General features: G+C 69.8%; 13 protein-coding genes. 4 read left to right on the plus strand and 9 right to left on the minus strand.

Annotated elements, in window-relative coordinates; genetic code table 11:
- Positions 1-5: 5 nt before the first annotated feature.
- From O7629_RS11490 to O7629_RS11505, 4 genes are all read right to left on the minus strand, one after another.
- Positions 6-1,271: an aromatic ring-hydroxylating dioxygenase subunit alpha gene (locus O7629_RS11490; protein ID WP_278169097.1), complete on the minus strand. Its 1,266-nt coding sequence runs from the start codon at positions 1,269-1,271 to the stop codon at positions 6-8.
- Positions 1,268-2,434 carry a glycosyltransferase gene (locus O7629_RS11495; RefSeq protein ID WP_278169099.1) on the minus strand — a complete coding sequence of 389 codons (1,167 nt, stop codon included), beginning with the start codon at positions 2,432-2,434 and terminating at the stop codon, positions 1,268-1,270. Before O7629_RS11495 ends, O7629_RS11490 begins: the two co-directional genes overlap by 4 nt.
- 442 nt (positions 2,435-2,876) lie before the next feature.
- Positions 2,877-3,809 (minus strand): twin-arginine translocation signal domain-containing protein, encoded by a 933-nt coding sequence (locus O7629_RS11500; protein WP_278169102.1) that lies wholly within the window; start codon positions 3,807-3,809, stop codon positions 2,877-2,879.
- A gap of 730 nt (positions 3,810-4,539) precedes the next feature.
- The gene (locus tag O7629_RS11505; RefSeq protein ID WP_278169104.1) at positions 4,540-4,755 is read right to left on the minus strand and encodes a hypothetical protein; all 216 of its coding nucleotides are present in this window, start codon (positions 4,753-4,755) and stop codon (positions 4,540-4,542) included.
- A 200-nt stretch (positions 4,756-4,955) separates the two neighbouring features.
- Between O7629_RS11505 and O7629_RS11510 the strand changes: the two genes are divergently transcribed.
- Both O7629_RS11510 and lepB read left to right on the plus strand, forming a co-directional pair.
- Positions 4,956-5,315: a PadR family transcriptional regulator gene (locus O7629_RS11510; protein WP_278169105.1), complete on the plus strand. Its 360-nt coding sequence runs from the start codon at positions 4,956-4,958 to the stop codon at positions 5,313-5,315.
- Positions 5,316-5,317: 2 nt separating this feature from the next.
- Entirely contained in the window at positions 5,318-6,058 is a 741-nt protein-coding gene (gene lepB / locus O7629_RS11515; protein WP_278169106.1) for a signal peptidase I, read from the plus strand.
- A gap of 56 nt (positions 6,059-6,114) precedes the next feature.
- Here lepB and O7629_RS11520 read toward each other — a convergent pair whose 3' ends face one another.
- Positions 6,115-7,059 carry an aminoglycoside phosphotransferase family protein gene (locus O7629_RS11520; protein ID WP_278169107.1) on the minus strand — a complete coding sequence of 315 codons (945 nt, stop codon included), beginning with the start codon at positions 7,057-7,059 and terminating at the stop codon, positions 6,115-6,117.
- Positions 7,052-8,074 (minus strand): prolyl aminopeptidase, encoded by a 1,023-nt coding sequence (gene pip, locus O7629_RS11525; protein WP_278169108.1) that lies wholly within the window; start codon positions 8,072-8,074, stop codon positions 7,052-7,054. The genes O7629_RS11520 and pip overlap by 8 nt, the downstream gene beginning before the upstream one ends.
- A gap of 51 nt (positions 8,075-8,125) precedes the next feature.
- Here pip and O7629_RS11530 point away from each other — a divergent pair, with 51 nt between their 5' ends.
- Both O7629_RS11530 and O7629_RS11535 read left to right on the plus strand, forming a co-directional pair.
- The gene (locus tag O7629_RS11530; protein WP_278169109.1) at positions 8,126-8,965 is read left to right on the plus strand and encodes a helix-turn-helix domain-containing protein; all 840 of its coding nucleotides are present in this window, start codon (positions 8,126-8,128) and stop codon (positions 8,963-8,965) included.
- A gap of 64 nt (positions 8,966-9,029) precedes the next feature.
- Positions 9,030-9,620 carry a dihydrofolate reductase family protein gene (locus tag O7629_RS11535; protein WP_278169111.1) on the plus strand — a complete coding sequence of 197 codons (591 nt, stop codon included), beginning with the start codon at positions 9,030-9,032 and terminating at the stop codon, positions 9,618-9,620.
- A 13-nt stretch (positions 9,621-9,633) separates the two neighbouring features.
- Here O7629_RS11535 and O7629_RS11540 read toward each other — a convergent pair whose 3' ends face one another.
- The 3 genes from O7629_RS11540 to O7629_RS11550 all read right to left on the minus strand — a co-directional run bounded on the left by O7629_RS11540 (position 9,634) and on the right by O7629_RS11550 (position 11,877).
- A complete protein-coding gene (locus O7629_RS11540; protein ID WP_278169113.1) occupies positions 9,634-10,332 on the minus strand; it encodes a histidine phosphatase family protein in 699 nt (232 codons plus the stop codon).
- Positions 10,333-10,479: 147 nt separating this feature from the next.
- Entirely contained in the window at positions 10,480-11,079 is a 600-nt protein-coding gene (locus O7629_RS11545; protein ID WP_347403667.1) for a D-Ala-D-Ala carboxypeptidase family metallohydrolase, read from the minus strand.
- A gap of 210 nt (positions 11,080-11,289) precedes the next feature.
- Positions 11,290-11,877, minus strand: a complete 588-nt coding sequence (locus O7629_RS11550; protein WP_278169114.1) for a phosphotransferase — start codon at positions 11,875-11,877, stop codon at positions 11,290-11,292.
- Between the last annotated feature and the right edge of the window lie 280 nt (positions 11,878-12,157).

Here is a 12,157-nt window from a genome sequence, read left to right on the forward strand (position 1 = left end):
CGTGGTCACGTCCCTTGCATCAGCCGGTCCCACTGCCGCCAGAACTCGCGGGCGGGAAGTTCGTCGGTGGTCTCCGGGACCGCTTTGTTCATGCCGCGGGACAGGTCCGAGTAGCGGACAGCGCGGTTGAGGTACCCCCGCTGGCACGACTCGATGATCTCGATGTCGTCGGGGGTGGCGAAGCCGGCGGGGCCGAGGAACGTCAGGTAGTGGCTCTTGCGCAGTTCCCGGATGTCGGGGTCCTCGTCGCGGGGGGCCAGGGCGACCGAGGTGATGGCCATCTGGTCGGCGCCGACCGGGTCGATCTTGCGGATGGTGATCGCGATCGCGTCGATGATCATCAGGTTGGGGAAGATCAGCACCGCGCGGTTGGTGCCGGTGATCCGTTCGGCGCGTTGCGCACCGAACCGCTCGACGAACCGGGCGGCCGTCGCCTCGATCCGGGGCCGCACGTCGGCGGCGAACATCGGCGTCCAGTAGGCGAGCGGGCGGGCCGCCGCCGGTGGCAGCTCGTTGGCGCCGTGCCCCAGCCCGAGGGCGCGGCCGAAGCCGCCCCGGCGTCGCGGCGGCACCGACCCCAGCGACTCCATGTAGCCGACGTACCGCTTGTGCAGGGCCCGGAAGTGGTAGATGTCGACGCTGTTCTCCATCATCAGCTTCCAGTTGGCCCGGGCGCCGTGCAGCTGCGCACCCTGGATGACCTCCATCCCGACCTCCGACTGGTCGTCGATCAGGTCGAGGTACTCCGTCGCACCCGCCAGGTACTCGGTCAGGGTGCGCGGCTGCTCCGGGTCGAAGGTGACGAACACGAAACCCCGGTAGCTGTCGCTGCGGTGCCGTGCCAGGCCGAAGTCCGCCTTGCGGAAACCGGGCCCGTACCCGTCCGGAATCGGGACGCCGACCAGGTCGCCCTGGTTGGAGAACGTCCAGTCGTGGTACGGGCAGCGGAACGACCGGGCCTGCCCGGCCGGCTGCGAACAGACCAGCGCCCCACGGTGCGGGCAGCTGTTGGCGAACACCCGGAGCACCCCGTCGGAACCACGCGCCATCACCACCGGCCGCCCGCCGACGTCACGTGTCACATAGGAGCCCGGCGCGGGCACCTCCGACTCGTGTCCGACGTACAGCCAGCAGCGGTCGAAGATCCTGGCCATCTCCTGCGCGGCCAGGTCGTCGTCGGTGTAGGCACGGCGATCCACCCGGAACGAGTGACGCTCGGGGTCGTCGACCACGATCGGGTCGCCCACCGGCTGCTGCAGTTCGATCGTCACCGTTCGCCCTCGCGCCGCAGCGTTTCGACGGTGTCGACCACCAGGTCGGCGGTGCGTGCGGCGGAGTCGCCGCACTGCGGCTGCGCGGCGCGCAGCCGGGCCCGGTAGTCCCGGGCGGGATCGAGTAGATCGGTGACCGCGTCGGCGACCGCCTGCCGGGTGACGCCGGCCGGCCCCAGCGCCGTGCCGAAGCCGGCGCTGCCCACGAAGTACGCCTGGATGGGCTGATCGACGGCCAGCGGGATCACCAGCATCGGGGTCTGCGCCCGGATCGACTCGGCCACCGAGTTGTACCCGCCGTGGGTGATGAACACGTCGGCGCGGTCGAGCACTTCACGTTGCGGCAGGTACGGGGCGGTGAGCACGTCGTCGGGTAGCGCCAGCTCCGCGGCGAGGTCGCCGACCGACGCGATCACCTGCGCGCCGGTCGCCGCCGCCCCGGTGATCACCGTACGCAGCAGGTCCGGCCGCCGGTAGAAGATCGTTCCGAAGGAGACGTACACCAGCGGGCGGTCGGGGTCGATCCGGTCCAGGCCGGGAAAGGCGACCTCGTCGCCGCGGGCCCCCGCCGCACCTGGCAGCCCGACCAGTTGCACCCCGTCGTCGGTGACCGCGTCGTCGCCGACCAGGGCGGGGATCGTCGGCATCAGATTGAGAACCGGCGAACGCGCCGAATGGGTACGCATCGACCACGACACCCCGTGCCCGGTCAGATAGTTGCCGACCTGTTCGTCGTACAGCCAGCGACCGCGCCGATGTTCGGCCGGACATACGCCACCCAGATTTGCCCAGATCATCCCGTACGGCACGCCGGACGCATGCGCGCCGACCATCGCTGACGCGGTGACCGGCAGCGAATCGACGAGCACGAAATCCGGTGCCGTCGCGCGCAGCACATCGGCTGTCTGCCCGGCCACCGGCGACGACTGCAGCATCGGGCCGATCTTCGCCGGATCGTCGCTCCACGGTGCCATCTCGACCTGCCCGACCGCGTGCACCTCCGCCTTGCCCAGGGCCTGGCCGCGCTGCTCGTCGAGCACGCCACCATCAGCCGACAACAACAGCAGCGCGACGTCACAGCCGGCGGCCTGAAGCGCGTTGACCACGGGAACGTACGGGTTCAGGTGGCCATGCTGCGTGGTGGTGAGCAGGGCGACACGCATCAGATCTCCGATCCGTAGAGAGCAGACGGCCGGGCCGACCCCGGATCCAGATGTCCTGAGGCACAACGCATTGGCACCATCCTTGAGGGACACATCGACGACCCTCAGGTAGTTGCGCAAAAGACTGCCGGGGTGCGCGATCGATGTCAACACCACACGACCAGACGTCGACAACAAGCGCGCCCAGGGCGTATCCGGATCCGTCAAATCCTCATTCGCGCGGCCGAATCCCGGCTCATCCCCACGAATCCGGACGTGGCCGCATCTGGCGGGCAGCCCGGCCAGGGAGACCCGCAAAGCCGCGCAGCACGTCCTCCGGCCGCCGCACTGGCTGAACTCTGCGATCCGTCGCCGCCGCACGCCAGAAAGGTGCACCCGACTCTGCTGGAAATTTGGCGGAGATACCCGTATCCGGCAGGTCAGGTGCACCCGCACCGGATCGTCAGATGGCGATCAGTCGGTCGAGCCGATCGGCGACGAGCCGTTGGTAGTACGACTCATCGAGCTCGACTACCAACTGCATGTCCGAGACTGCGGGGTCGAGATCCACCCCGGGTGGCAGCGGGATGGCAATCGTCGAGTTGGGTGCGGCCGTCGGACCCGAAGACTTCCACCTGGCGTTGACGGTGTTGCCGTTCTTGTCGGTCGCCGCGACCTCCACGCTAACCGGAGTTCCCGAGTCGTTCGTCTGGAGCGTGAAGCTGTAGTTGCGACTGCCCGAATCCTTGACGAACGTCCCTACCATGCCACTCAGCAGGTTGACGCCTACCCCTATGCCCACCGATCTGGCGACGGCCCACAATTTGCGGCCGTCAACGGCGTTGGAGAGGGTAACCAGCGGCGTCGGCGCCGCAGCGACCTGTCCGTTGATGAAGGTGCTCAGTTCGGTCCGACATCTGTACGCATGATGGGCCCTGACCGGCTGGTGAAGAGAAAGGCTGGCGTCTTGGCCGCTTCGGGTGACCGAGTAGGACAGCCCGATGTCGTTGTCGGTCGGGTTCTTGACGTACAGCTCGAGATTGCCGCCATCGACGCTGCCCCATTCGAACTGGAGGTCCCCGACCTGGAAAGGCGGCGGGATCGCGTTGCCCTGCTGCGTGCTGAGCACGGTGGGCAGCACCTGCGCGGCGACGTTCGCGACCTTCAAGGCCGTGCCCAGCCAACTGCCGAGACCGAGTAGCCCGGTGGTCGGCGCCGTCGCCGCCACCGGTTGCGCGGGGGGCGCGGGCATCAGCTTGACAGGCGGGGCCGCCGCCGCCGGGGATTCCGGGAGAAAGGTGCTGCCGACGGCCGCTGCGGCGGCGACCCCACCGACCGCCGCACCTCGCACCACGTCACGACGACTCAATGGCCGCTGCCCGTACGATTCGCTCATTTGCTCACCCATCTTCCGATTTGGTCGCCCCTGACCTCTCTGGGCAACCGGACGGTGCCATCCGTGGCACCAGTGGGTCGAATATTAGAAAACGTCGATGCCAGCGGGGAAGAGTTCTATTTACGTATAGTGATCACTCGGGCACGAAGAGTGGCCCATACCCTGGCCTGCCAGGGGCTTCTGATCTTCGGCCGCTTCGAAGTACACCGGCAGACCCGGGCACGGCAGCAACCGACAGCGGCCCGCCGGGGAGAACCTCGTAGCCGCGCAGCATGTCGTCGTACCCTGACAGCGTCGAGACTCCGGGAGCGAGCCTGGCGGCGAGATTGAGCGCACAGGTCTCACGTAGGCCTCGTGACGAGACGTCCGCCGGGCGCCACGATGTCGGCCCGCAGATGGCGATCGCGCCGGCAGAGGTGGTGATGTCGACCCCGAACGCACGAAGTCCCTCCGTCGCCCCGTCCCTCGCCTGGTAAACGCCTTCATGCAGGACCGACCTGCCGGGAGCCTGGGCCGCGACCAGGCACAGCAGAGGCACGAGGTCGGACGGAAAGGCGGGATAGACACCCGGAACGGACAACCGCCGGCCTGGTTGGAAAACCGCTGATTTCGACTGAATTCGCGTGCAGAGTGACGGTTGACCCAAAATCGCGGAATGCGCCGAAAACGCCAGCCACCCGTTCAGTCAAGCAGGCGGGAAGGAGAGTCGACCGGTCGCTGATCGCCGCCATCACCGCGTATGTTCCGGCCACGATGCGATCGGGGGGATCGGCAGCGGCCGAGCGGCGCCGGTCATTGGTCCGGTGACGACGAGTGACGACCCGTCCCGATCGGCGCACGCGCCGAGCACGCGAAGGACCTCGAGCACGTCGTCGACCTCGACTTCGCTGCTCGCCTCCCGGATGACGGACCGCCCGTCGAGAATGGCGGCGACGATCGCCGCCATGGCGCTCGCCGTCACCCCGTCGTCATGGATGGCGAACTCACCCGGGCGGGCTCGTCCGGACTCCAGCGCCCAGCCGTCCGGCAGCCGTTTCAGCCCCAGGCCGAAGCCGGCCAGCGCACGGCAGTGGGGGAGCAGCGACTCGCGCCGACCCGCGAGGGACGGGGCTGGACCTGCTTAGTCGATATATGTAGAGTTTGGCCATGCCGCGTCGACCGAACAGCTCGCAGCAGACACTGCGGATCTTCGCCTGCTTCCTGGCCGCGCCCGACGACTGGCGCTACGGCTACCAGCTCAGCAAGGAAACCGGCCTGGCCAGCGGGTCGCTCTATCCGATCCTGATGCGCCTGACCGAGCAGCGTCTGCTGGAGGCACAGTGGCGGGAACCGGCCAGCCCTGGCCGGCCACCCCGGCACGTGTACCGGCTCACCACCGACGGGGCCGCTCTCGCGCGAACCCGGCTGGCTGAAGCCCAGCACAACGAGTCCGCCAACGCCCAGTCCCGCCGCCGTGCCACCGGCCACACCGCGCCCGCGCCCCGGCCGACCATCCAGGGGGCTTGACGATGCCCAGCTCCAACCCGGCCCCGCCGCTGACGCCGACGGCCGCCGGCCACACCCCCGTCCGGCGGGCCGCGCGGGCGGTGCTGCGCTGGGCGGTACGCCGCGGCGGCGACCGGGGCGGACCGTGGGGCGAAGCCGTCCTCGCCGAGTTCGACGAGGTCACCTCGGACGCGGAAGCGGTGCGCTGGGCGGCCGGCGGTGTGTGGGTGTCACTGCGGGAGCGGTCCACCAGCGCTGGCCGGTGGGTGGTCACGGCCGCGAGCTGGGTCGCGGCCACCTGGGTACGGCGGGCCACGGCCGGCGTACTTGTCGTGGCGTTGATCGCCGCCGTGGCACAGCAGTGGGTACTGACCATCGTGTACGTACCGTCGTGGTCGATGTCGCCGACGATCGACGCCGGCCAGCGGATGCTGGTCGACCGGGTGGCGTACCGGGTCACCGGCCCGGCTGTCGGTGACGTCGTGGTACTCGACCCGGTCGGCCGGGGTCGGACGATGCGGGTGATCGGCCTACCCGGCGACGAGCTGACGTGCCGCGACGGCCTGGTGTACCGCAACGGTACTGCACTGGACGAGCCGTACCTGGCGGCCGGCACCTACACCGAATGCACGCCGGTGACCGTGCCCGCCGGCCAGGTGTTCCTGCTCGGCGACCACCGGGACGGCGCATTTGATTCGCGGCACGACGGACCGTGGCGCCTCGACGACATCACCGGCCGGATGGTGGCCCGGCTACCGACCTGAGGACCTGCGCCACTGGTCGGCCGGGCGAGAGCGCCAGGGCCAGGCGTCGGTCGCCGTCACGGGCGGGTCTCGGTGACAACGTCGGCCGTGAATTCGGAGCAGATTCCGGCGAGGATACGGTGCGCGTTCGCGAGTTCTTCTGCCTTCTCGGGATCTGCCGAGGCATTGGAGCAGCTGGCGAGGGTTTTCCAGAGTGCCCAGCCTCGTCCGCGTGCCCACGTTGCGTCATCCACCGCCAGCCGCGCGCGGAACGCCTGCCGGCTGTCACTGGTCAGCAAGGTCCAGGCAATCGCCAGGTCGCAGGCCGGGTCACCGACGCCGCATGTCCCGAAGTCGATGACGGCCGCCAACTGTCCGTCAGCAAGGAGGAGGTTTCCCGGGGCGATGTCTCCGTGGAACCAACGGTCGACACCGTCCCAGCGGGCGTCGAGCGCCGCAGCCCAGACCTCGCGCACCAGTTCAGCGTCGACGTGGTCGCCCAACTCGGCGAGCGCGTGCTCAACCTCCTGGTCGTACGTGCGTAGGGTGCCGCCCCGGAACCAGTTGTGGAGACCCGGCTGCGGGCCGCCAGCGGCGTCGACGCCCTGCAAGGCTGCCAGGAACTCGGCCAGGTCGTTCGCGAATCGCGTCGGGTTGGCGATGCGGTCCGCCCTCGCCGACTCGCCGTCGAGCCACCGGTAGATCGACCACGGGTACGGATAGCCCACACTTGGCTCGCCCTTCGCCACTGGGGTGGGAACGGGCAGCGGCAGCCGAGCGGCGAGGTCCGGCAGCCACCGATGTTCCTTGTCGACCGCCAGGGCGTACTCGGCGGCGCTGGGCAGCCGTACCAGCAGGTCGGGACCGAGGTGAAAGGTCCAGTTGTCCCAGCCGCCGTTGGCCACCGGCTCAATCGGGAGGTTCGCCAGGTGCGGAAACTGGTCGGTGATGAGCTGACGTACCTGCTCCGCGTCGACGGTGATGCGCTGCGGCAGGGGCCCGAGGTCTGGAACGTCATTCACTGAAACGCCCCGTCTGACCATCGAGATCGAGCGCGATGTGGCATGGCCGCGTGCGGGCCATCGTGTCGGCGGCGTCGGCCAGGACGCGGCGCATCGCGGCAGTGCCGGTGTGTCCGGCGTCGCCGATGACGTGCAGCCGCGCGTCGGGCCAGGCCTGCGCGATCTCCCACGGGGTGATCGCCGGCCCGCTGACGTCGGTACGCCCGTGGATCAGCACCCCCGGGACGCCGGCCAGCTTCGGCACGTTGCGCAGGATTTCGCCGTCGGCAAGGAACGCGCCGTTGCCGAAGTAGTGCGCGCAGATCCGGGTCATCGTGATCCGCTGCCGCAGCTCCCGGTCGGAGTACGCGCCCGGGTTGCCGTTGTGCTCCTCGGAGATCAGCGCGTCCTCCCAGGCGCACCACTCGTCGGCGGCCCGCTGGCGTACCGCCGGGTCGAGGTCGGCGAGCAGCTGGCCGTAGCGCAGCAGTACCGGTTCGATCGGCGGCTCGCTGTCGGTCGGCAGCCGGTAGCCGGGCAGGCCAGCGTGGGCGACGAACCGCTGCCACGCTTCGGGAAAGAACCGGCCGGCACCCCGGTACAGCCAGTCGACCTCGCAGCGGCGGGTCATAGTGACCGCGACGAGGATCATGCCGCGTACCCGGTCGGGGTGGTTCGTCGCATACGCCAGGGCCAGCGTCGCACCCCAGGATCCGCCGTACACGCCCCAGCTCTCGACGCCGAGATGCGTGCGCAGCCGTTCGATGTCGGCGACGAGATGGGCGGTGGTGTTGGCGCTCAGGTCCGTGGCCGGGTCGGCGGCCGACGGGGTGCTGCGTCCGCAGTTGCGCTGGTCGAACAGGACGACCCGGAAGCGCTCGGGGTCGAGCGTCCGGCGGTGCCGGGGCGTGCACCCGCTGCCCGGCCCGCCGTGCAACATGACGACGGGTACGCCGTCGGGGTTGCCGCAGACCTCCCAGTAGACCTGGTGGCCGTCGCCGACGTCGAGCATCCCGGTGTCGTACGGCTCAGTCATTCGCGTACTCCTCATTCAGGGGCCGGCGGGGGCGTCGGCGATGCTGTGGGCATGGAGTACGTGTCCAGAGTGCCGCAACCGCCGCTGGACGGGCTGATCGACGACCTCTACTACCTGGAGGGTACGCCGCCGTACGCCCGGTTGACGCTGCCGCCGACGCCAGCGGCGTTGCTCATCGTCAACCTCGGGGCGCCGTTGCGCATCCGCGCCGGCACCGACATCGAGACGGCCGAGTACGCCGACGGCTGTGTCGTCACCACGCCCACCCGCGCGTACGACTTCGGCTACCCGGTCCGGACCCGGTCGGTCGGCGTGCACGTCAAGCCGTGGGGGCTGGCGCCGTTCCTGCCGATGCCGGCGGCCGAGCTGTGCGACCGGCCGGTGACGCTGGAACAGGTGTGGGGTCGGCCCGCCGTCGCCGTGCTGCGGGACCGGCTGGCCTCGGCGGACGGACCGGACGAGATGCTGACGCTGCTGGAGCAGGAGCTGACGCGACGGCTGCGCGCTACCGTCGGCCTGGGGCTGGTCCGCCACACGAGCGGCGTCATCACGGCGACCCGTGGGGCGGTCGCGATCGGCGACCTGGGTACGGCGGCCGGTGTCAGCAGCACCCATCTGGCGCGGCGGTTCAAGGAGCTCGTCGGCGTCACGCCGAAACGGCTGGCCCGCACGTACCGCTTCGCCGCCACCGTGTTCTCGATCGACCCGGCCGGACCGGTCGACTGGGCCGAGCTCGCCAGCGGCGCCGGCTACTTCGACCAGGCCCATTTCGGCCACGAGTTCCGGGCGTTCACCGGGCTCACGCCGACCCGGTACGTCGAGGTCCGGCGGCGGTTCCTGCGCGAACATCCCGGCCACGTGCTGGACCGCTGGCCGCTGCCGGCGGATTGATTTTCTACAAGAACGCCAGCTCACGGCGCGCTAACTTGAGGCATCCGGACGCAGAGGAGAGCCCGTGGGCAAGGTGGTCATGTACAGCTCGGTGTCGGTGGACGGCTTCATCGCCGACGTCAAGGACCAGCCCGGACCGCTGTTCGACTGGCTGTCCAGCGGTGACGTGCCGTTGGATGACAGCGGTGCGCTGACGGTGTCGCGAGCCTCCTACGACTACATCCGGCCGTACTGGGACCAGATCGGGGTGACGATCGTCGGCCGCCACGTCTTCGACATGACGGACGGCTGGCGCGGCACGCCGCCGGCCGGGGTCGATCACGTGGTCGTCGTGACACACCGGCCGGCCCCGGACGGCTGGGATCCCGAGGCGCCGTTTCACTTCGTCGACGGTGTCGAGGCGGCCGTGGCCAGGGCGCGGGAGCTTGCCGGCGACCGCCTAGTCGAGGTCGCCGCCGGCGACGTCGGCGGCCAGGTGCTCGCCGCAGGCCTGGTCGACGAGGTACGCATGGACGTCGTGCCCGTCGTGTTCGGGTCCGGCAAGCGCTTCTTCGGGTCGGTCGACGCGCAGCACCTCCTGGAGGATCCTGACGTGACGATTCCGGGTGACCGGGTCCTTCACCTGCGCTATCGGCTGCGCCGTCCGTCGGCCTGAGCGGCAGCACAAGTCACGGCGGCAGGTGGGCGGTGGTGGCGAACTCGACCAGTTCGAGGCCGTCACCGGTGTCGACGTAGCGGGTGATCGACGCGTTGGCGACCGGCGTGGTCGCGATGATCGCGTCAAGTTCGGTGAACGGCAGGCCGTCGAGGAGGTGGCGGGCCGCGATGACCACCGCGTCGTGGGCGACGACCAGGACACGCCGGCCGGCGTGGTCGCGGTCCAGGTCGGCCAGGACGGCCTTGACGCGCGCGACGACGTCGTCGAACGTCTCACCGCCGGGCGGGCGGTAGGCGTACGGTCCGTCTGCGGCGAGGCGGGCGGCCTCGGCCGGGAAGCGCTGGGTGATCATGAGCGGGGTGAGCAGTTCGAGGTCGCCCATCAGCCGGTCGCACAACCGCGCATCGATGACCGCCTCCGGGCAGGGCGCGCCGAGCGCGGCGGCGGTGCCGGCCACCCGGGTCCAGGTCTGACGGGCCCGCAGGTACGGGGAGCAGACCACCACGTCGGGCCGCTGGTCGGCGGGTCGGGTGGCAAGCCAGCGGCCGAGGTGGGTGGCCTGCTGCCAGCCGAGCGCGGTCAGCTCGATGTCGGCGTCGCGGCCGGTGAGGCCGTGGTCGGCCAGACCTCGGGCGTGGGCGTCCGCGAAGGCCGCGTTCGCGGTGCTCTGCCCGTGGCGGACGATGGTCAGCTGCGCGACGGTGTCCATCTGTTCATTGTGTCCGGTCGGCGCGGGATTCGTGACCCCGGCGCTGGGCGGCCGGCCCTGACCGCCGGTGATCGGGTCACCGGCGGTCAGGCGGGAGCAGATTCCCCGTGGCGGGGAGAGAGTTCTCGGTCGCGTGGGTAGCGATCCTCAGATGCCGCAGCTCGACGCGGACCAGGACCGGCTTGAAGTGACGCCCAGGTGGGTGTGGTCGCTGTGGCCGGGGTAGCCGGGGCCGAGGATGTTGCTGAAGCCGTGGTAGCGGGCCTGCTGGGCGATCCGACAGAACGAGGGCGAGCCGACCAGGTCGACGCCGTCGCCGTACAGGTGCCGGCTGTTGGAGGCGCCGCCGACCGCGCTGTTGCAGGAGTAGCTGCGGAAGCCGCTGCTGACATAGAGCGGTACGTTGCCGAGCGCCCGCCGCATGGCCTGCAGTTTCCACATTGACACGAGGGCGTTGAACTTGGCGGTGCTGGCGGACACCGCGCCACCGGACCAGCTGCTGTTGCACTTGTTCATCTCGGCGTAGCTGAAGTTGGCCGGAGTGCAGTCGTTGTCCTGGAGCGCGTAGATCTTGTTGAAGGTCTGCGGGCCGGCGACGCCGTCGGCGGCGAGGCCGTAGGCCTGCTGGAAGCGGATCACCGCAGACCGGGTGGCCGGGCCGTACGCCCCGTCGAGGGCGAGCACCGCGCCGTAGCCCGGGTAGCCCGAGACGCGGATCTGCAGCTGCTTGACGTCATTACCGGACATCCCCTGGGACAGGGTGCGCCCCCACGTGTAGCAGCCGTCTGCGTGGGCCGCGCTACCTGTTGTGACAACGCCCGCGAGGGCGGTGGCAGCGACGAGGGCGCAGGCAGCGAGCATCCGGCCAAGCCGGCGGATAACAGTCCCCATGGTCTTCCCATCGACATGTGACGATCGGCCGGCATGGGTAGATCATTCCGGCCGATCACCTGATGGTCAAGACTCACTACTTTCTGTCATTCGCAACTTGGCGCAGCGGTGTGCTTCCCATGCCAGGGCAGCCTTGGCCATACCGTTCTTCCAGGGGTTCGGGTCGGCGGCGGCGATCTGCGCCCACATCCGGGCGAGGGCGGACGCGAAGACATCGACGGCCCTGGTCGGGGCGCTGGTCCAGGCCGAAGCCGGGCTTACGCACGCTTCGGCCTGCTCCGGGGCATGCCCGGCGAAGACCAGACGCACGATCAGACAGCCCGGGTCGATGAACCCGGCGCCGAGCGTCGGCCATGCCCAGTCGATCAGGCGGGCCGCGTCCCCGTCGATGAGCACGTTGTCCGGACTGTAGTCGGTGTGCAGGAGGGTGTCGCCGCGTAGCAGGGGCAGATCGGCCGGCTCAACGTACGCCGCCCATCGCCGCTCGGCCCGTTTGAGCTGAGGCAGGTCGGGACACCAAAGCAACGCCAGGCGCTGCATCGTGTCGACTACCTTCGGCAGGTCGGGGGAGCCGGGTGCGTAGTCAGCGTGTCGGCCGGGGGCGGCCTGGAAGCCGAGCAGGTTCCAGCCGTCCACCTCGGTCTGCCACAGCACTTCGGGGGAGAGCGGGCTGACGTATCTGCTGACCGCTGCTTCGCGCTCTTGGCTGACGACCCGGGGGTCTTCGGTGCGCAGGCCCTTGACGAAGATGGGTCCACCAGTGGTGCTCAGCAGGACGGCGATGGCGGAGTTCTTGCCAGCCTCAGCGGTACGCGCGGCGCGGACAGGGCCGGTGCGGCGCTCAATCGCCGCGCGAACCGGGGCCGTCAGGTGGTCCCAATCGGTTCGCTGTATTGTCGCCCTCGCGGTCTTCGATCATCGAGCCGCGAAGGAG

Source organism: Solwaraspora sp. WMMD792, from assembly GCF_029626105.1.
GTDB lineage: Bacteria > Actinomycetota > Actinomycetes > Mycobacteriales > Micromonosporaceae > Micromonospora_E.